Genomic DNA, 19,030 nt, shown 5'->3' on the forward strand with positions numbered 1-19,030 from the left:
AGAAGAGCACTTCATGCCATCTGACGCACCATCCCACCCCCACTCGTTCCTGCCGCCCCGGCCGCAGCCCCCGCGGGCCCGCAGCACCGCCGGCGACCTGCGCCGACTGCGCTCCGCCTACCGGCTGCTGCGCCGCAGCATGACGCTGACCGCGCTCGGCTGCTTCGTCCTCTTCCTCCTGCTGTCCGGGTTCGCTCCGGACGTCATGGACACCGAGCTGTTCCTGGGACTCAACCTCGGTCTCCTCATGGGCCTGCTGCAACTGCCCGTCGCGTTAGTGGCGGTCATCGCCTACGAACGACTCGCCCAGCGCAACGTCGACCCGCTCGCCCACGGCGTACGGGCAACCGCCGCGCAGCAGGACGACACTGTTGAGGGACGCGGCTGGTGAACACCTTCGACACCTCCGCCCAGACCCTGTCCCTGGTCATCTTCAGCGCGGTCGTCAGCGTCAGTCTGCTGATGTGCATCATGACCAGCGCAGAAAGGGAGGACCTCGGCGACTTCTACACCGGCTATCGCAGCCTCTCTCCCGTTCGCAACGGACTCGCCATCGCCGGTGACTACATCTCAGCCGCCACCATCCTGAACACCATCGGCATCGTCGCACTCACCGGCTACGACGGCCTCACCCTCGGCGTCAGCACTGCGCTGTCCCTGCTCCTGCTGATGTTCCTGCTGGCCGAACCTCTCCGCAACGCGGGCAAGTTCACCATGGGCGACGCCCTCGCCCGGCGCTTCCCCAGTCGGCAGGTACGCATAGTCACCAGCATCATCACCCTGCTCGCCCTCGTACCGATGATCGTCGTCCAGCTTGCCGGAGCCGGTCATCTCGTCGCCCTCGTCCTGGGCTTCTCCGGCGAAGGCGTACGCACCGGGTGCATCATCGTGCTCGGCCTGTTGATGATCGCCTACGCGACCATCGGCGGCATGAAGGGCACCGCCCTCATCCAGATCATCAAGATCGTCGTCCTGACCGGCGCGGTCACCATCGTCGCGGTCCTGGTCATGGACCGGGTCGGCTGGAGCCCCGTCGAGCTGCTCGACCGCGCCAAGCGGGGCAGCGGGGCCGGAGTGGCCTTCCTCAGCTCGGGCCTGCAGTTCGGCACCGACGCCACAGGACGCCTGGACACCATCAGCGGCATGCTCACCGTGGTCATCGGGGCAGCCGTCCTCCCTCACGTCACCATGCGCATGTACACCGCGAAGAGCGCACCGGACATACGCCGCGCCATGTCCTGGGCGTCAGCCGTGGTGATCTACGTCGTGCTGCTCATCGCCGTCATCGGCATCGGCGCCACGGCCCTCATCGGCAGCCGTAAGATCGCTGCCGGGAGCCCGCAGGGCAGCCTCGCCATCCTGCAGATCGGCCAGGCAGTCGTCGAGGGCTCGGGAACCTTCTCCACCCTCGTCTTCAGCGCCGTTGCCACCGCCGTCTTCCTCACCTTGCTCTCGTCCGTGGCGGGGATGACCCTGGCCTGTGCCTCGTCGCTTGCCCACGACTTGTTCGCCCAGGGGCTGCGCGACGGCACGGTCTCCCGGGGCCGTGAAATGGTCACCGCCCGGCTGGCCGGACTCGGTGTGGGGCTGCCCGCCGTGGCTCTCGCGATCGTCGTCCAGGACTGGGCGCTTCAGGCGCTGATCACCCTGTCGTTCTGCATCGGCGCCTCGGTCATTTCTCCGGCCCTCGTCTACAGCCTCTTCTGGCGCCGCTACACCCGTACCGGGCTGCTCACCACGCTCATCGGCGGCAGTGTCTGCGTCCTGGTGCTCCTGACGTTCTCCACGGTGACATCCGGAGGGCCCAACGCCCTCATCCCCGGCCAGGACTTCAGCTGGTTCCCGCTGCACACCACGGGGCTCGTCTCCATCCCTGCCGGCTTCTTCCTCGGCTGGCTCGGCACCCAACTCAGCGACCGCCGCACCCGGCAACGGGAGCAACAGCAGTTCGAGGCCATAGAACCGCGCATCCTGGCGGGTGCTGACGCGCCACCCGTATGAGCGGGCCGTGGGGCTGCCGCGCTGGACAGCCCCACGGTAACCGGACGTGTTCCAGCCGGGACGTGGTCCGCGAGTGCCGAATGGGAAGGATGTATGGGCCACCGACGCGACCGGGGCCATGGGCAGTGGCCGGTGATAACACCGCACCCTTTGTGCCCGTGCACAATCGCGGGGGTCTACCATCTGCGCATGACCACGCCGCCCAGCGCTGACGCGCGCATGACCGATCTGCTGGACCGGCTCCTGGGCTCAGTGGACTCGCTGACCGACGACCTGACCGCCGAGATCCTCAACGGCGAGCACTCGTACGCCGAGAGCACGCTGCTGAGCCACGAGCAGCTGCGCACCGCCGTGCACGACAACCTGTGCACACTGCTCATGGCCTTGAAGAACGGGGGTGTGCCCACCAACATGGACGCCCCGCGGGCGGCGGGCCGGCTGAAGGCCGAGCAAGGCATCCCACTGGCCGCTCTGCTGCATGCCTTCCGCCTCGCCGGGCGGTTCATCTGGGACCGGCTGCTGGCCATGGCCCTCGACCAGGACAGCGCCAGCTGGCTGCTGCACAGGGCCTCGGACGTCTGGCTGATCATCGATGAGTGCTCCAGCGCCGCTGCCGAGGCCTACCGCACCGCGGTGGAGGAACAGGCACGCCGCGACGCCTCCGCGCGCAGCGTCATGCTCACAACGCTGCTCGACGGCACCGCAGGGAACAGCTCCGACGCCTGGGAGATCATGCGGGTCCTGCGGCTGGACCGCAAAGGACCTTTCCTGGTGGTGTGCGCCGAGATCAACGACGGCGCCGATCCCCTGCCGGCGGTCGAGGGACAGCTGCGGGCGGTCGATATCGATGCCGAGTGGATCCACCGGGCAGGCAGCCTGCTCGGCCTCCTCGCCCTCCCGAATGAGCACATGGCCGTTGCGGTGGAGGAACGGCTCGACGGCATCGCGCTCTCCCGCGTCGGCATCAGCCGGTCCTTCACTTCACCCATAGACGCGCCGAACGCTCGGCGGGAGGCCCAACTGGCGGCCCAGTGCCTGCCCCCCGGAGCCCCCGGCACACACATCTACGGAAGCTCACCGATAGCCCTGCTCGCGGCGACCTCACCCGACGCCGCTTCCGAGGTGGCCCATACGGTCTTCGGGCCGCTGCTCACCCTGCCGGCGGCGGAACTAGCCGTGCTGCTGGACACCTTGGACATCTGGTTCACCGCCGGCGGCTCGACCGCACGGGCCGCCGAGCACCTGCACTGCCACCGCAACACCGTCCTGTACCGCCTCAACAGGATCACCGAACTGACCGGCCGGCGAACCAGCGATGCGGACTCCTCCGCGGAGCTCTACGTTGCCTTGCAGGCCGCGCGACTGGGCACCATCCCGGGATGAGGCCTCGGCCGGCACGGACACCGGTACGCGCAGGCCACCCCGACGCCGGTCCCGCCCCGAGCGAAGTGCTTGGTGTGGGCCCTGGCGAGCGCGGATGTCGTCCACCCAGACGACGCTGAGGTCCTCCCGGAGCGCAGGCCGAGCGGACGCGCTCCGGCGATCACGCCGAAGGCCGGCGCCGCGCAGTCTTCTGGTGGGCGGTGAACTGGCTGACGCGGCACTCGCAGATCAGCCGGCCTTGGTGTCCCTTCATTCGAACGCCGGATTCCGTTTGTGATCGCGCACAAAACTGCCGCCCTCTTCGCTGGTGCTCGGCCCAAAGACCAGGAGTGTATGCGGTCCTAGGCTCTGGTCCGCTCGCCGATGGGGAGCCGACACCTGGCCCAGCCCAGTGCTCCTTGCCGCGCTTGTCCGGAAATCACCTGTCTGCCGATCTCGAGAGCGGACGACTGGGCTCAGGAAAGGAATGTGCAATGACCGACGTCCCTGCCAGGGGTGGCCGCACCATTGGACGCGGGAAGCACGCGCAGACCAGCCGCCGCGCGTTCCTTGGCTTTGTGCTGGGCGGAGCCACGCTTGCCGTGGCCGCCGACCTCCGGCTGGGTACACCTGGCTACGCCGCGGTGCCCTCAGCGCCCCAGACCCCGGAGCTGTACGACCTCGAGGATATGCAGACCGACGCTGCACGCCCCACGTCCGCGCTGATCAAGATCGTAATCAACGAGGACGGCACCGCATCGTTCGAGCTTCCGCGGATGGAAGTCGGCCAGGGCATCACCACCTCGACAGCGGTGATCATCGCCGAGGAGCTCGACCTGCCGGTCGACAAGGTGCACGTGACGTTGGCGCCGGCCCGCCCGGAGTTGGTGTTCAACCAGCTGACCGGCGGCTCAAACACCACGGTCTCGACCTTTACACCTGTACGTGTCGCCGCCGCGATCGCCAGGAAAGCGCTGCTGGAAGCCGCGGCGATCGAGTTCGGGTCGGCAGTGGAGCTGCTGAAGTCGAAGGACGGAGTAGTCGTCGCGCCTGACGGGTCGTCACTGACCTATGGCTCGCTGGCCACCAAGGCGGCCAGCCGCACCGTCAAGGCGATGGAGGTCGAGCTGAAGCCCGCTTCGAGCTTCTCGGTGATCGGCAAGCCCCACGGGCGCAAGGACGCCCGACGTGCGGTCACCGGACGGAAGCAGTTCACGATGGACCTTCAGGTGCCAGAGGCGCTGCCGACCATGGTCTGCCGTCCGCCCACACTGAACGGATCGCCGAAGTCGGTGCGCAACAGCGCCACGGTCCTTGCCATGCCGGGCGTAACGGACGTGGTGATGGTCGACACAGGGGTCGCCGTACGTGCGGGGACGTTCGGGCAGTGCATCGACGCGGTGCGTGCGCTCGACGTGGAGTGGGAACCGGGCCCGGTGGAGGGTGAGTCCGACAAGACGATCCTGGCCCGGCTGAGGGAGGCCGAGGCGCCCCTGGCGGTCCCGAAGGTCCCGCTGCTGGCGGGCACGGTAGAGGCGGACTTCACCTTCATGTTCCGCAGCAGCGCCGCGCTCGAGCCGAACTGTGCGATCGCCGACGTCCGGTCGGACCGTGCGACGGTGTGGGCGGGACTGAAGTCGCCGATCGTCGCGCAAGGGGACATCGCCAAGGCCGTCGGGCTGCCGCAGAACGCGGTCACCGTCAACGTCGTCACCGGCGGGGGGTCGTTCGGACACAAGCTCTTCGGTGACGCCGCCATCGAGGCCGCCAAGATATCCAAGGCGATGGGCAAGCCGGTCAAGCTGATGTGGCATCGCGCCGACGAGCCTCGGCAAGGGCGGGTGCACCCCATGGCGACGTCGCGGATCCGGGCTACGTACCTGGACGGGGAGGTGCTGACCTTCGAACAGCGGCATACCAGTGTGGTCACCGACTTCAGCCACGGACTCGGCGAGATGATCACGGCTACGGCCGACAGGCTGCCCACCGGGCTCAGCGGGCTGGGGTTCTCCGAGAGCATCTTCACGCTGACCCAGGAACTTCCCTACAACTTCGGCGCCGTCACCCAGCTGCTCAACGAGACCGACTCGCGCTTCAACACCGGGAGCATGCGCAACATCTATTCGCCGGATGTGGCGTGTGCCAATGAACTGGTGATCGACCAGCTCGCCCGGAAGATGGGCAAGGATCCGCTGGCGTTCCGGCTTGCCTTCCTCAAGAACGACCGGGTCAAGGCGGTGCTCCAGAAGGTCGCTGACGTAGGCAACTGGGGCAGGCCGATGCCCGACGGGATGGCGCAGGGCATTGCGATCCACAGCGAATACAAGGGAGCGACCGCGGTGCTCGTCGAGATCGACTGTCGACCCGAGACCGTGAACCGCAAGATCTACAACGCGGTCACCGGCCCCCGGGTGACCAAGGCGGTGATCGCCGTGGACGCCGGACTGGTGATCAACCCCAAGGGCCTCGAGGCCCAGATGCTGGGTGGTGTCGCGGACGGGATCGCGCTGGCCCTCACCAGCAGCCTCCACCTGCAGGACGGGCACTTCCTCGAAGCCAGCTGGGACAACTACTTCTACACCCGGCAGTGGAACGTGCCCTTCGGCTTCGAGTGCATCGTGATGCCCTCTGACTCCGAGCAACCCGGTGGTGCGGGGGAAGCCGGGGTGGCCGCCTCCGTGGCCGCGGTCGCGTGCGCCTACGCCCGTGCGACCGGCACGATGCCCACCCGGTTCCCGATCAACCACGACACGCTGTCCTTCGAGGTCAAGCCCTTCATTCCACCCGTTCCCGAGTCGCCGTCCGACGGCCTGAGCCACACCTACTGAGGAGCGCACCATGAGCACGCACACCTTCATCCTCAACGGCAAGCGCGTCACGGTCGACGTCGACGACAACGTTCGGTTGCTGTGGGTCCTGCGTGACGTACTGGGCGTCACGGGGCCGAAGTATGGCTGTGGCATCAACGTCTGCAAGGCCTGCACGTCCCACGTCAACGGCAAGGCCTTCAACCCTTGCGCTGTAAAGGTCAAGGACGTGAGGGCGGACGACGAGATCACCACCATCGAAGGCTTGCCCGCACCGGACGGCGCAGACCTGCATCCCATGCAGGAAGCCTGGCTGGAGTACGACGTGGCGCAGTGCGGCTACTGCCAGCCCGGGCAGATCATGGCGGCGGTGGCCAAGGTCAAGCAAGCACGGGCTGCCGGTCATGAGATCAGCGACTCCGATCTCGACGAGATCCGGAACATCTGCCGCTGCGGTACATACAACCGCATCCGGGAGGCGATCAAGGCGGGCGCTGCGAACATGTGACCCGCCCCTGCCCCGAGTGCGCGCCGCACAGGCATGTCGCGGCGGTCGATGCGCCGAAACCCAGGCCGCCGCCGAACGAGGAGAAGGAGCATCGTGCTGGACATCGCCGACCAGTTGTCGCGTTGGTGCGAGCAGGGACGGGCCTTCACTGTCGCGACCGTGGTCACGGTCAACGGCAGCGCTCCCAGGCAGCCGGGCGCGGCGTTGGCCGTCGACGTCGACGGCGCCGTCATCGGGAGCGTGTCCGGGGGATGCGTGGAGGCCGCCGTGTACGACCTGTGCCGTGAAGCACTGGCGACCGCCGCCTGCACGCTCCAGCGCTTCGGCTACTCGGACGAGGACGCCTTCGCGGTCGGCCTGACGTGCGGCGGAGTGCTGGATATCTTCGTACAGCCCGTCTTCCCCACCGAGCGCCCGGAACTGGTGGGGGCCCTGGCCACCGCAGCTGCGGCAGATGCGGTGGCAGTGGCCAGGATCGTCCGCGGGCCGACCGACCTGGTCGGTGGGGCCCTGTTCGTACGGGCGGACGGCTCTTGCGCGGGCGGTTTCGCCGATCCGGTCCTCGAGGCGACGGCGCGCGCCGAGGCCGCTGCCTTCCTGGAGACAGGTCGGACGGGCACGATCGAGATCGGTTCCCGAGGCAGCCGGTGCGGCGAGCCGCTGACGCTGTTGGTGGAATCGATCGCTCCAACGCCACGTATGTTGGTCTTCGGTGCCATCGACTTCGCCGCGGCACTCGTACGGATCGGCAAGTACCTCGGCTACCACGTGACCGTGTGCGACGCGCGCCCCCTCTTCGCGACTCCGACACGCTTTCCGGAAGCGGATGCGGTGGTCGTCGACTGGCCGCACCGCTACCTGGAGTCGCAGGCGTTGGACGGACGCAGCGTGATCTGCGTGCTCACCCACGACGCCAAGTTCGACGTCCCGCTGTTGCAGCGGGCTTTGCGGCTCCCGATCGCCTACATCGGCGCGATGGGCTCGCGTCGAACCCACCTGCAACGGCTGGAGCTGCTCCGGGAGTCCGGTGTCACCGAGGCGGAACTGGCACGGTTGCACTCGCCGATCGGCCTTCACCTCGGTGCCCGTACACCGGAGGAGACGGCCCTGTCGATCGCGGCCGAGATTGTGGCGCACCGCCGGGGCGGGAGCGGCCAGCCGCTGACACACACCGATGGCCCCATCCACCACGACACGACATCGCAGCCATCAAACCGCCTCATCTCGATGGCATGAAAGAGCGCGCGGCCGCTCGACACCCTGGTCAGCTTTGCGCGCGCAGGTCGGTGACCGCCGGTAGGAGACGTTGGTGGCATGCGATTCCTCCAAGACGCTGCCTACGACTGCGGAGTGGGACCAGCGTGGCCGCTTTTAGCAAGGGCGTCGCCGCTCCTCTAGCGGCCCTCGTGAAGCGATGCGGCGGTCGCATCAGCGGGCTTCTGGTTCCCCGCGCCCCCGAGGCGACGGGGCAGTCCGAGAGCGAGGAGCGCACCGATCACGGCGACCGCCGACAGGACCCCCAGGGTGCCGCTCATCGCGGGGACGAAGGTCTCGTCACTGACGTGTCGTCCGCTCCCGTCGGCCTCGTCTCCGAGGGTCATCAGCGCGGTTGCCGCGGCGATCCCCACGGCGGGGCCGATGTTGATCGCGGTCTGCTGGAGTCCTCCGGCCACGCCGGCGGTGTGCACGGACGCGTGGTGCACGATGACGGCCGTGGCAGCGACCATCACCGTGCCGAATCCCGCGCCGAGGAGGAGGAAGCCGCTGCCGAGCGCCACGGTCATGGCTGTCCGGCCCAGCGCGGAGAGGACGAGGATCCCGAGCGCGAGCAGCACCATCGCAGCCACGGCCGTCCGGCGCGTACCGAACCGGCGGAGCAAAACGGCCGAGACTGGGGCGCCCAGCACCATGGCCGCGGGACCCGGAAGCGCCGCCAGACTGCACTGCAGCGGATCCATGCCGAGGACGTCCTGCAGGTAGTAGGAGCCCACGAAGAGCGCACCGAACATCGACGCCGATGCGGTGAGCAGAACGGCGAGCGAGGAGAAGATCGGCGCCGAGCCGATCACATCGGGGGGCACGAGGGGGCGTGGAGTGCGCCGCTCATGCCGGCTCAACGCGACTGCGGCGGCCGTGGCCACGGCACCTGCTGCCGCGGTTGCCCACGTCCGATGGTGGTCGGGACTCTCGACGATGGCGTACACCAGGCACACCAAGGCGATCGCGAGAAGGCAGGCGCCGGGCAGGTCGAGGCCCGTGGAGCTCCGGGGCATGGGCACTCGGACGGTGAGGGCGAGCACTCCGATGGCGAGTGCGGGTGCGACGTTGAGGAGGAAGACGGCTCGCCAGCCCAGCTCGGTGGTGAGCACTCCGCCGATGACCGGGCCAACGGCCGCCGATGCGGCCATGGCGCTGGTGCGCAGGGCGATGGGCGTGCCGAGCCCATCGCGGGGGTAGGCGGCGCGCAGCATGCCCAGCGTGGCTGGTTGGAGCAGCGCGCCGAAGATTCCCTGTGCGACGCGCAGGCCGATCACCCAGCCGACCCCCGGAGCGAGGCCGATCCCTGCCGACGTGGCAGCGAAGCCCAGCGTTCCGGCAGCGAAGACCTGCCGGTGGCCGTACCGGTCACCGAGGCGGCCGGTGAAGACGAGCAGGCTCGCCACGGCGATGAGATAGCCGGTGCTGGTCCACTGGACCTCTGCGAACGAGGCATGCAATTCCCGTTGCATGGTGGGCTGCACGACGGTCAGCACGGTTCCGTCCAGGGCGACCACCGCGGCACCGGTGATGCTGCAGGCGAGCGCGGTACGCCGATGAGCGGCTGTGGTCATCCGTTCTCCGGGCCGAGGTGAGCGTCGAGCGCGGCCAGCAGCAGCGGTTCGACATCGTCGAGTTCCGTGACGAGCGGGAGGCTGCCCCACATCCAGAGCTGGGCGATGCCGTGCAGGTTCGCCCACAGCGCGCCCGCGACAACGGATGCCGTCCTCCCCGAGGCCTCTTCGGCAGTCGCATCGCACCGCAACCGCGCCCTGGTCACGAGGTCGACGAGAAGGGCGAAGAGCGGAAGGCTCTTCTCGCGCAAGCCCAGACGGTTGCTTTCCAGCAGGTCATGACGGCACATCAATTCGAACATGCCGCGGTTGGTGAACGCGAAGTCGAGATAGGCCCGGCCGAGCGCCGCCAGCTGGGAGCGGGGATCCGCCCGGCCGTCCCCGACCGTCTCTGCGGCCCTGTCGGCCAGACTGTCGAAGCCGCGCCGCGCGATGGCGGACAACAGCTCCAGATGGGTCGGGAAGTAACGGCGTGGCGCTCCGTGCGAGACCCCCGCCCGTCGTGCGATCTCACGCAAGGTCAGTGCTTGCAGGCCTTCGCTGGACACCAGATCCACGCCGACATCGACCAACCGGGCACGCAGACCCGCCTCGTGCTCAGACATAGACACTGTCTACCGCATTGAGTAGACAGTGTCTACGCCACGAGATCGTTCAGCCCCTCCCGCCCGTGGGGCCCCCGGCGACGGTGAGCAGCGCGAGGTCGGCGGCCGAGCGTCGGCGCAACCGGTGCCGCTTGCCCATGTCAGACCTCCTCCCGCATCAGCCGCAGATAGCACACCGAGAACAGCGCCCCGACGAGGAGGAGCAGCAGGGCCACCGCCGTGCCGTAACCGATCAGGCTGTTTTTGAAGGCCTGCTCGTACATGAACAGCGGAAGGGTTTGGCTGCGGTTTCCGGGGCCGCCGCGGGTCATCGCCCAGATGAGTCCGAAGACAGAGAGCGTCTGGAGCGTGTTGAGCATCAGGTTGGTGCCGATCGCCCGGCGGATCATGGGCAGGGTCAGACGCCACAGCCGCTGTACGGTGTTCGCCCCGTCCACCTGGGCGGACTCGGTGACTTCGGCGGGAATCTCGGTCAGCGCGGCCGAGTAGACGAGCATGGAGAACGCTGTGCCGCGCCAGACGTTGGCGATGGACACTGCGAGGATGGGGAGGGTGAACAACCAGTCCTGGCCGGGCAGATGGAGCCAGGACAGGATGGTGTTGAGCGTGCCCTCGTCACGGAAGAAGGCGTAGAGCAGAAAGCCCGCCACCACCTCGGGCAGAACCCAGGCCACGATGACGACCGCGCAGGTGAGGAAGCGCACGGGCCGGGACGCACGCTGCATCAGCGCGGCCAGGGTCAAGCCCAGCACGTTCTGCCCGAGGACCGACGACACGATCGTGAAGATCAGCGTCAGCCACACGGCGTTGCGGAAATTGTCGTCATCGAAGGCACGGCGGAAGTTGTCGAAGCCGATGAACGAGGCAGATGCCTGCCCCGAGAGCTGCGTATCGGTGAACGCGATGTAGACGCAGTACGTGATCGGCCCGGCGAGAAAGAGCAACAGCAGCACGGTCGCCGGGCCGAGCAGCAGCCAGCGCCAGCGCGGCAGGTGTCTGGCCCTGGCTGCTTCGGTCACTTCTCGATGACCGCCCCGCGAGTGATCGACTTCAGCTGCTTGTCATAGGCGTCCGCCGCCTTCTCAACCGGGGCGTCCTCCGTGGTGACCGACTCCATCGCCTCCTGGATGGCGGTGGACACCTGAGGATAGGCGGGAAGCGTCGGCCGGTAATGGGTGTGCTCCACCAGGGAGGTGAAGAATGTGAGGCCGGGCATCGAGCCCGTATACGCCTTGTCCTCCGCGACATCTTTGCGTACCGCGATGTTCGCGCTGGCGACGTTGTAGGCGACGGAGTTGCGCTTGGTGCCGAGAACCTCGATGAATTCCCAGGCCAGTTCGGGGTTCTTGGCCTTGGCCGGGATCGCCCAGGTCCAGCCGCCCGACATGCTCACCGCGCCGGGCGACTGCCCGTTCTGGGTCGGCATCGGCGCCTGCCCCAGCACCTTGTCCCACTGCTTCCACGGGGCAGCGCCGGACTTGATCCACGTCCCGCCCAGCCACGACCCGTCCAGCGCGATCGCCAGCTTGCCCTGGGGCAACCACTCCCCGGTCACCCAGGTGTACACATTCGGATCCAGCGCGTCGGAGACCTTCGGCCCGAGCTTCTCGTGGTACACGGTCCTGACGAAGTTCAGCGCGTCCCGGAAGCCTTTGCTGCCGGACACCCACTTCTTGTTCTCTGCGTCGTAGAGCGGGTCCTTGCCGGTGCCGTAGAGCAGCATCTCGAAGGTCTGCATCGTGGCCGCCTCGCCCTGACTCTTGCCGGTGTAGACGTTCAGCGGGGTGATACCCGGCACCTTCTTCCTGACGGTCCGGGCGGCGTCCAGCACATCGTCCCAGTTCTTCGGCTGCCAGTTCTTCGGCAGCCCGGCCTTGGCGAAGATGTCCTTGTTGAACCACAGCCCCCGGGTATCGGTGCCGTCCGGGATGCCATAGGTCTTGCCGTCCTGCGCCTTGGCCGCCGTCTTGGCGGTGTCGACGTACTTGTCCCACTCCGGCCAGTCCTTGAGATAGCCATCGAGCGGGCGCAGCAGTCCAGCGGTGATGTCGGCGTTGATGAGGAAGGTGTCCTCGTAGACCAGGTCCGGGGCGGTCTTCGGTGAGCGCATCAACTGCTGGACCTTGGTGTAGTAGTCCGCGGGCGCCGCTTTGATCGGGAGCAGCTTGACCTTCTTGTCCGGGTATCTCTCCTCGAACTGCTTCTTCACCCGTGCCAGATGGTTGTCCATGGTCCTGGCCTTGTTGTCCAAGGACTGTTGGAACACCACTCGGACGGTGTGCGCGTCGCTGCCGGATCCGCTGCCGCATGCGGTGAGTAGGGTGCCGACCAGGGCAGTGCTGAGCGCGAGGGGCAATAAGGCTGTGGGGCGCAAGATCATCTCCTAAAGCGGCCGACGCTGGATCGGTCAGGTGACCGTCCGTACACCTTTCCTGACTGGTGGCCAGGGGGTGACTCATAGTGGGGGGAAAGAGCCTGCCGGGGAAGGGGAAGTTCCGGGCCGTTGGGCATTGTCCGGATGCACGTTCGCGGCAGCGCGACCCCGTTGTGCGCCCCCCTGGCCATGCCTGGCTGCTCCTGGCATACGCCCACACAGCGCGGGAAACCTGTCGGCGCGTCTAAAATCGCCCGGCAAGATCCGTACTCCAGAAGACGAGGTTCGGACGAGTCAGGTCAAGGATGATGGGGTGGAACCGCGGTGGCGGTGGAGTTCGGGGTGCTGGGCAGCATCGAGGCGCGCGTCGACGGTCAGCTCGTCGAGCTTGGTCCCGCGCGCCAGCGTCTGCTGCTGGCCGCCTTGCTGGTCGACCTCAACCAGGAGGTGTCGATCGGCGAGCTGGCGGAACGGATCTGGGGGACGGAACAGGCTCAGCGGGGCACCCTGTACGGCTATCTGTCCCGGCTGCGGCGGGCGCTGGCCGCGGCCGAGGGCGTGGAAATCACCCGTAGGCCGGCCGGGTATGTGCTGGCCGCCGATCCGGCCATGGTCGATCTGCACCGGTTCCGCGATCTGGTCGGCCGGGCTCGTACGGTGCAGGACGACGGGCAGGCCGCGAACCTGTTCGGGCAGGCTTTGGAGTTGTGGCGGGGCGAGGCCCTGGCCACGGTGGACACCGCATGGGCCGGCATGGTGCGCGAGGAGTTGCACCACGAACGGCTGGCGGCCGAGCTGGACCGGACCGAGGTGCGGCTGCGCCTGGGCCAGCATGCCGAGCTGCTCGCAGGCCTGCGAGTTCGGGCGGGACAGCATCCGTCGGATGAGCGTTTGGCCCAGCAGCTGATGCTGGCGCTGTACCGGTGCGGGCGTACCGCGGAGGCACTGACGCACTACCAGCGCACCCAAAAGGTCCTGGCCCAGGAGCTGGGAATCACCCCCTGCCCAGAGCTGCAGCAGCTGCACCAGCAGATCCTCACCGGCGACCCCGCCCTCACCCCCGGAGTCGGAGTGGCTGCCGGGTCGGCTCCGGTGCAGGCGGCTTCACCGGTGCCGCGACAGTTGCCCGCGCCCCCGGCGTTGTTCACCGGCCGGGACAGGGAACTGGCCGCGCTCACGGCCGCGCTGGCCGGGGCGGACGGGCCGGACGGGGTGGGGGGCACGGTGGTGGTCTCGGCGATCGGCGGGATCGGCGGGATCGGCAAGACGTACCTGGCCCTGCGCTGGGCCCACCAGAACCTGGACCGCTTCGGCGACGGACAGCTGTACATCAACCTGCGCGGCTTCGATCCCAGCGGGGAACCGCTGGCCCCCTCGGTGGCGGTGCGGGGTCTCCTCGACGCTCTCGGTGTGGCGTCAGAGGCGGTGCCGGCTGATCCTGATGCCCAAGCGGCGTTGTATCGCAGCCTGATGGCGGGCAGGCGGATGCTGGTGATGCTGGACAACGCCCGCGACGCTGCCCAGGTGGCCCCGCTGCTGCCGGGCAGCCCGAGCTGCACGGTTCTGGTCACCAGCCGCCACCAGCTCGTCGGCCTGACCACCACGCACGGCACCCAGCCCCTCGCCCTGGACACGCTGCCAGAAGCCGAGGCCCGTCAGTTACTCGCCCGCCACCTGGGAACCGACAGGCTGGCTACCGAGCCTGATGCGGTTGCTGCGCTGCTGAGGCACTGCGCGGGTCTCCCCATGGCGTTGAGTATCGTGGCGGCCCGTGCCGCCGCCCGGCCGGGGCTTCCCCTGGCCCATCTCGCGGAGGAGCTTGCCCAGGCCGACGCCCGGCTGGACGCGTTGGACGCCGGGGACCTCAGCGCCGACTTGCGCGCGGTGTTCGCCTCCTCCTACCGCACGCTGAACACCGCGGTAGCCCGCGCCTTCGCCTTGCTCGGGCTGGCGCCCGGCCCCGACATCAGCCTGCACGCGGCCGCCAGCCTCGTCGGAACCACCCCCGACCGCACCCGAGTGCTTCTGCGCACCCTGGAGACCGCCCACCTGGTCCAGCAGCACACCCCCGACCGCTACCGGATGCACGACCTGGTGCGCCTCTACGCCGCCGAACGCGGCCACCACGACCTGGAAGAACAAGACCGCACCACCGCCCTGTACCGTCTGCTCGACTTCTATCTGCACACCGCGTACCACGCCAACCGGCTGCTCTACCCGCACTGGACGATCCGGCTGGAACCGGGCGCGCCCGCTGACGGCTGCAGCCCCCACCGGTGTGTGGACCTGGCAGAGGCACAAGCGTGGTTCCAGGCCGAACTCCCCTGCCTGCAAGCCGCCCCGCAACTCGCCCGCGCCCTCGGCTGGCACACCCTGACCTGGCAGCTGCCCGAGGCACTGTTCAACATCCGGATGAGGCAAGGCCGTCTCGGTGAGGATCTGGCGATGTGGCGTACCGCGGTCGAGGCCGCCGAACGGCTGGACGACCCGGCCGCCCATGCGGTGGCCCGCCTGCGCCTGGGACAGGCCTGCATGCTGACAGGCCGTTACGACGAGGCCCATGCCCATCTGGAGCAGACCCTGCCCCTGTTCGAACACACCGGTGACATCCTGGGGCAGGGCCAGGCCCACTTCTGGCTCGGTTGGACCTGGGTGCGGCAAGGTGAGCCCCAGCAGGCGCTGCTGTGTCACGGGCGTGCTCTGGACCACTACCGGGCCGTTGGCGACGCCCTGCATGAGGCCGGAGCCCTCAACGCCATCGGGTGGTGCCATGCCCGGCTGGGCCGCCATGAACAGGCCCACGGCTACTGCGAGCAGGCCCTGGCCATCAACCGGGCCGAAGGCGACCGCTACGGCGAGGCTCTCAACCTGGAGAGCCTGGGCTATATCGCCCATCAGCGTGGCCAGCACCGGCAGGCCCTCGACTACTACCACCAGGCCCTCACCTTGGTCCGGGAGGCCGATACCACCTTGGACGAACCCGAGGTTCTGGAGTATCTCGGCGGTACCCACCACACCCTGGGCCAGCACGCCGAAGCCCGCCGGGCCTGGCGGCGGGCCCTGGACCTGTACCAGATCCAGCACCGCACCCCACAAGCCGCACACATCCAGCAACAACTCGACACCCTCAACGACACCGAATCCGACGCAGATCCACCTGCCCCGGCCGTGTAACGGTCGCGAAGGGGGCGGGGCGCCGCGGGACACCCGAAGGCAGGGACCGGCCCGGGTGACATGCCGTACTCGTGCAGGGACCACAGCCACCACCGGCGAACTGCGTCGGGCCCAACGTGATCCCATGCAGGGCCAATCCGAGCAGGCCCCCGGGTGTCGACACCCGCATGTTCAACATGCTGGTGCGGCACATCCGCGCCCTGGGTGAAGGCGCCGCCGAACTCGAGCAACGTCGGCGCAGCCTGCAGTACATCACCCTCAGCCCGCGCCGCCTCGTCCTCAGCCGAATCTGAGAATGATCAGCGCTTGGAACACCTCACTCGGCCCGGGCGGGCGGATCTGCGTCGGATTCGGTGTCGTTGAGGGTGTCGAGTTGTTGCTGGATGTGTGCGGCTTGTGGGGTGCGGTGCTGGATCCGGTACAGCTCCAGGGCCCGCCGCCAGGCCCGGCGGGTCTCGGCGTGCTGGCCCAAAGCATGGTGAACATCGCCGATGCACCCCAGGATCTTGGCTTCGCTCCAGGTGGCGTCGGCCTCTCGGACCAGGGTGAGGGCCTGGTGGTAGTAGTCGAGGGCCTCCCGGTGCCGGCCGCGGTGATGGGCGATATAGCCCAGGCTCTCCAGGTTGAGCGCCTCGCCGTAGCGGTCGCCTTCGGCCCGGTTGATGGCCAGGGCCTGCTCGCAGTAGCCGTGGGCCTGTTCATTGCGGCCCAGCCGGGCATGGCACCACCCCAGGGTGTTGAGGGCTCCGGCCTCATGCAGGGCGTCGCCAACGGCCCGGTAGTGGTCCAGAGCACGCCCGTGACACAGCAGCGCCTGCTGGGGCTCACCTTGCTGCTCCCACGTTATGCCGAGCCAGAAGTGGGTCTGGCCCTGCCCCAGGATGTCACCGGTGTGTTCGAACAGGGCTATGGTCTGCTCCAGATGGGAGCGGGCCTCGTCGTAATGGCCCGTCAGGCTGCAGGCTTGTCCCAGGCGCAGGCGGGCCACCGCATGGGCGGCCGGGTCGTCCAGCCGTTCGGCGGCCTCGACCGCGGTCCGCCACATCGCCAGATCCTCACCAAGACGGCCTTGCCTCATCCGGATGTTGAACAGTGCCTCGGGCAGCTGCCAGGTCAGGGTGTGCCAGCCGAGGGCGCGGGCGAGTTGCGGGGCGGCTTGCAGGCAGGGGAGTTCGGCCTGGAACCACGCTTGTGCCTCTGCTACGTCCGCACACTGGTGGGGGGTGCAGCCGTCGGCGGGCGCGCCCGGTTCCAGCCGGATCGTCCAGTGCGGGTAGAGCAGCCGGTTGGCGTGGTACGCGGTGTGCAGATAGAAGTCGAGCAGCCGCCGCAGGGCTCCTGTCCGGTCCGCCTCGTCCAGGTCATGGTGGCCGCGTTCGGCGGCGTAGAGGCGGACCAGGTCGTGTATGCGGTAGCGGTCGGGGGTGTGCTGCTGGATCAGGTGGGCGGTCTCCAAGGTGCGCAGCAGTACCCGGGTGCGGGCGGGGGTGGTCCCGGTGAGGTTCGCGGCTGCGTGCAGGCTGATGTCGGGGCCGGGGACGAGTCCGAGCAGGGCGAAGGCACGGGCTGCCGCGGTGTTGAGGGTGTGATAGGAGGAGGCGAACACCGCGCGGAGGTCGGCGCTGAGGTCCCCGGCGTCCAGCGCGTCCAGTCGGGCGCTGGCCTGGGTCAGTTCCTCGGCGAGATGGGCCAGGGGAAGCCCTGGCCGGGCGACGGCGCGGGCGGCGAGGATGCTCAGAGCCAGGGGCAGGCCCGCGCAGTGCTTCAGCAGCGCAGCAACCGCATCAGGCTCGGTAGCCAGCCGGTCGGTTCCCAGGTGGCGGGCGAGTAACTGACGGGCCTCGGCTTCTGGCAGCGTGTCCAGGGCGAGGGGCTGGGTGCCGAGCGTGGCGGTCAGGCCGGTGAGCTGGTGGCGGCTGGTGACCAGGACCGTGCAGCTCGGGCTGCCGGGCAGCAGCGGAACTACCTGGGCGGTGTCGCGGGCGTTGTCCAGCATCACCAGCATCCGCTTGCCCGCCACCAGACTGCGATACAACGCCGCCTGGGCATCGGGGTCAGCGGGCACCGCCTCTGACGCCACACCGAGAGCGTCGAGGAAGCCGCGGATGACCACCGAGGGGGCCAGCGGTTCCCCGCTGGGGTCGAAGCCGCGCAGGTTGATGTACAGCTGTCCGTCGCCGAAGCGGTCCAGGTTCTGGTGGGCCCAGCGCAGGGCGAGGTACGTCTTGCCGATCCCGCCGATCCCGCCGATCGCCGAGACCACCACCGTGCCCCCCACCCCGTCCGGGGTCGCTTCGGCGGGCACCGCGGACAGCTGGGCCAGTTCCCGGTTCCGGCCGGTGAACAACGCCGGGGGCGCGGGCAACTGTCGCGGCACCGGTGAAGCCGGGGCGTCACCCGCTCCGGGAGTCAGGGCGGTGTCCTTGGTAAGGATCTGCCGGTGCAACCGTCGCAGTTCCGGGCCGGGGTCGATGCCCAGTTCCTCGGCCAGCCGCCGCTGGGTGTGCTGGTAGTGTCCCAGCGCCTCCGCGGTACGCCCGCACCGGTACAGCGCCAGCATCAGCTGCCTGGCCAAACGCTCGTCCCAGGGGTGTTCTTTGGTCCGCGCCCGCAGGCCTGCGAGCAGCTCGGCATGCTGGCCCAGGCGCAGCCGTACCTCGGTCCGGTCCAGCTCGGCCGCCAGCCGTTCGTGGTGCAACTCCTCGCGCACCATGCCGGCCCATGCGGTGTCCACCGTGGCCAGGGCCTCGCCCCGCCACAACTCCAAAGCCTGCCCGAACAGGTTCGCGGCCTGCCCGTCGTCCTGCACCGTACGAGCCCGGCCGACCAGATCGCGGAACCGGTGCAGATCGACCATGGCCGGATCGGCGGCCAGCACATACCCGGCCGGCCTGCGGGTGATTTCCACGCCCTCGGCCGCGGCCAGCGCCCGCCGCAGCCGGGACAGATAGCCGTACAGGGTGCCCCGCTGAGCCTGTTCCGTCCCCCAGATCCGTTCCGCCAGCTCGTCGATCGACACCTCCTGGTTGAGGTTGACCAGCAAGGCGGCCAGCAGCCGCTGCCGCGCGAGTCCAAGCTCGACGAGCTGACCGTCGACGCGCGCCTCGATGCTGCCCAGCACCCCGAACTCCACCACCACTGCTCCACCCCGGCTTCTGTGACCTGGAATGTCCCTCGGACAGCAAACTCGGCAAGAGAAGGCTCCGCTGGGCAATTGCACAACAACAACGCGGGGCCCATGGGCGCGTCGGGGCACAGCAGAGCGCGATCGTGAGGTGAGGGAGCGCAGTAGTGCCCTCGTGCCCCTGTGCACGCGCAGCCCGGCCGTGACGGGGCTGGCACCCCTGGGGGCCCGGGGCGGTCCCGGA

General features: G+C 68.6%; 13 protein-coding genes. 8 read left to right on the forward strand and 5 right to left on the reverse strand.

Annotation, left to right across the window (positions count from 1 at the left end):
• Positions 1-13 precede the first annotated feature (13 nt).
• The 6 genes from ACTWQC_RS27420 (at position 14) to ACTWQC_RS27445 (ending at position 7,914) form a co-directional block, all read left to right on the forward strand.
• The gene (locus ACTWQC_RS27420; RefSeq protein WP_443318490.1) at positions 14-391 is read left to right on the forward strand and encodes a DUF485 domain-containing protein; all 378 of its coding nucleotides are present in this window, start codon (positions 14-16) and stop codon (positions 389-391) included.
• On the forward strand, positions 388-2,001 hold the full coding sequence (locus ACTWQC_RS27425) for a sodium/solute symporter (RefSeq protein WP_443318491.1): 1,614 nt from the start codon (positions 388-390) through the stop codon (positions 1,999-2,001). Before ACTWQC_RS27420 ends, ACTWQC_RS27425 begins: the two co-directional genes overlap by 4 nt.
• A 189-nt stretch (positions 2,002-2,190) precedes the next feature.
• The gene (locus ACTWQC_RS27430) at positions 2,191-3,384 is read left to right on the forward strand and encodes a PucR family transcriptional regulator (protein ID WP_443318492.1); all 1,194 of its coding nucleotides are present in this window, start codon (positions 2,191-2,193) and stop codon (positions 3,382-3,384) included.
• A 473-nt stretch (positions 3,385-3,857) separates the two neighbouring features.
• A complete protein-coding gene (locus tag ACTWQC_RS27435; protein ID WP_443318542.1) occupies positions 3,858-6,191 on the forward strand; it encodes a molybdopterin cofactor-binding domain-containing protein in 2,334 nt (777 codons plus the stop codon).
• Between the two features lie 10 nt (positions 6,192-6,201).
• Positions 6,202-6,678 (forward strand): (2Fe-2S)-binding protein, encoded by a 477-nt coding sequence (locus ACTWQC_RS27440; protein ID WP_443318493.1) that lies wholly within the window; start codon positions 6,202-6,204, stop codon positions 6,676-6,678.
• Positions 6,679-6,771: 93 nt separating this feature from the next.
• Entirely contained in the window at positions 6,772-7,914 is a 1,143-nt protein-coding gene (locus ACTWQC_RS27445; RefSeq protein ID WP_443318494.1) for an XdhC family protein, read from the forward strand.
• Between the two features lie 158 nt (positions 7,915-8,072).
• Here ACTWQC_RS27445 and ACTWQC_RS27450 read toward each other — a convergent pair whose 3' ends face one another.
• The 4 genes from ACTWQC_RS27450 to ACTWQC_RS27465 form a co-directional block, all read right to left on the reverse strand.
• The gene (locus ACTWQC_RS27450) at positions 8,073-9,509 is read right to left on the reverse strand and encodes an MFS transporter (protein ID WP_443318495.1); all 1,437 of its coding nucleotides are present in this window, start codon (positions 9,507-9,509) and stop codon (positions 8,073-8,075) included.
• Positions 9,506-10,114: a TetR/AcrR family transcriptional regulator gene (locus ACTWQC_RS27455; protein WP_443318496.1), complete on the reverse strand. Its 609-nt coding sequence runs from the start codon at positions 10,112-10,114 to the stop codon at positions 9,506-9,508. The genes ACTWQC_RS27450 and ACTWQC_RS27455 overlap by 4 nt, the downstream gene beginning before the upstream one ends.
• A 140-nt stretch (positions 10,115-10,254) precedes the next feature.
• On the reverse strand, positions 10,255-11,133 hold the full coding sequence (locus ACTWQC_RS27460; RefSeq protein ID WP_443318497.1) for a carbohydrate ABC transporter permease: 879 nt from the start codon (positions 11,131-11,133) through the stop codon (positions 10,255-10,257).
• Positions 11,130-12,494, reverse strand: coding sequence for an extracellular solute-binding protein (locus ACTWQC_RS27465; RefSeq protein ID WP_443318498.1), 1,365 nt, complete (start codon positions 12,492-12,494; stop codon positions 11,130-11,132). Before ACTWQC_RS27465 ends, ACTWQC_RS27460 begins: the two co-directional genes overlap by 4 nt.
• Before the next feature lie 318 nt (positions 12,495-12,812).
• On the opposite strand from ACTWQC_RS27465, the gene ACTWQC_RS27470 reads away from it, so the two are divergent.
• Positions 12,813-15,662 carry a BTAD domain-containing putative transcriptional regulator gene (locus ACTWQC_RS27470; RefSeq protein ID WP_443318499.1) on the forward strand — a complete coding sequence of 950 codons (2,850 nt, stop codon included), beginning with the start codon at positions 12,813-12,815 and terminating at the stop codon, positions 15,660-15,662.
• Between the two features lie 167 nt (positions 15,663-15,829).
• Positions 15,830-15,955, forward strand: coding sequence for a hypothetical protein (locus tag ACTWQC_RS27475; protein ID WP_443318500.1), 126 nt, complete (start codon positions 15,830-15,832; stop codon positions 15,953-15,955).
• A gap of 23 nt (positions 15,956-15,978) precedes the next feature.
• On the opposite strand, the gene ACTWQC_RS27480 is transcribed toward ACTWQC_RS27475, so the two are convergent.
• Complete coding sequence (locus tag ACTWQC_RS27480) at positions 15,979-18,798, reverse strand: BTAD domain-containing putative transcriptional regulator (RefSeq protein WP_443318501.1); 2,820 nt, start codon at positions 18,796-18,798, stop codon at positions 15,979-15,981.
• Between the last annotated feature and the right edge of the window lie 232 nt (positions 18,799-19,030).

It is taken from the genome of Streptomyces sp. 8N616 (genome assembly GCF_052246385.1).
Taxonomy (GTDB): domain Bacteria; phylum Actinomycetota; class Actinomycetes; order Streptomycetales; family Streptomycetaceae; genus Streptomyces.

Bases quoted from the DNA above. Each gene is read 5' to 3' on its own strand.
- ACTWQC_RS27455 (WP_443318496.1), bottom strand. From the start codon at position 10,114: ATGTCTGAGCACGAGGCGGGTCTGCGTGCCCGGTTGGTCGATGTCGGC.
- ACTWQC_RS27440 (WP_443318493.1), top strand. From the start codon at position 6,202: ATGAGCACGCACACCTTCATCCTCAACGGCAAGCGCGTCACGGTCGAC.
- ACTWQC_RS27475 (WP_443318500.1), top strand. From the start codon at position 15,830: ATGTTCAACATGCTGGTGCGGCACATCCGCGCCCTGGGTGAAGGCGCC.
- ACTWQC_RS27430 (WP_443318492.1), top strand. From the start codon at position 2,191: ATGACCACGCCGCCCAGCGCTGACGCGCGCATGACCGATCTGCTGGAC.
- ACTWQC_RS27420 (WP_443318490.1), top strand. From the start codon at position 14: ATGCCATCTGACGCACCATCCCACCCCCACTCGTTCCTGCCGCCCCGG.
- ACTWQC_RS27435 (WP_443318542.1), top strand. From the start codon at position 3,858: ATGACCGACGTCCCTGCCAGGGGTGGCCGCACCATTGGACGCGGGAAG.
- ACTWQC_RS27465 (WP_443318498.1), bottom strand. From the start codon at position 12,494: ATGATCTTGCGCCCCACAGCCTTATTGCCCCTCGCGCTCAGCACTGCC.
- ACTWQC_RS27450 (WP_443318495.1), bottom strand. From the start codon at position 9,509: ATGACCACAGCCGCTCATCGGCGTACCGCGCTCGCCTGCAGCATCACC.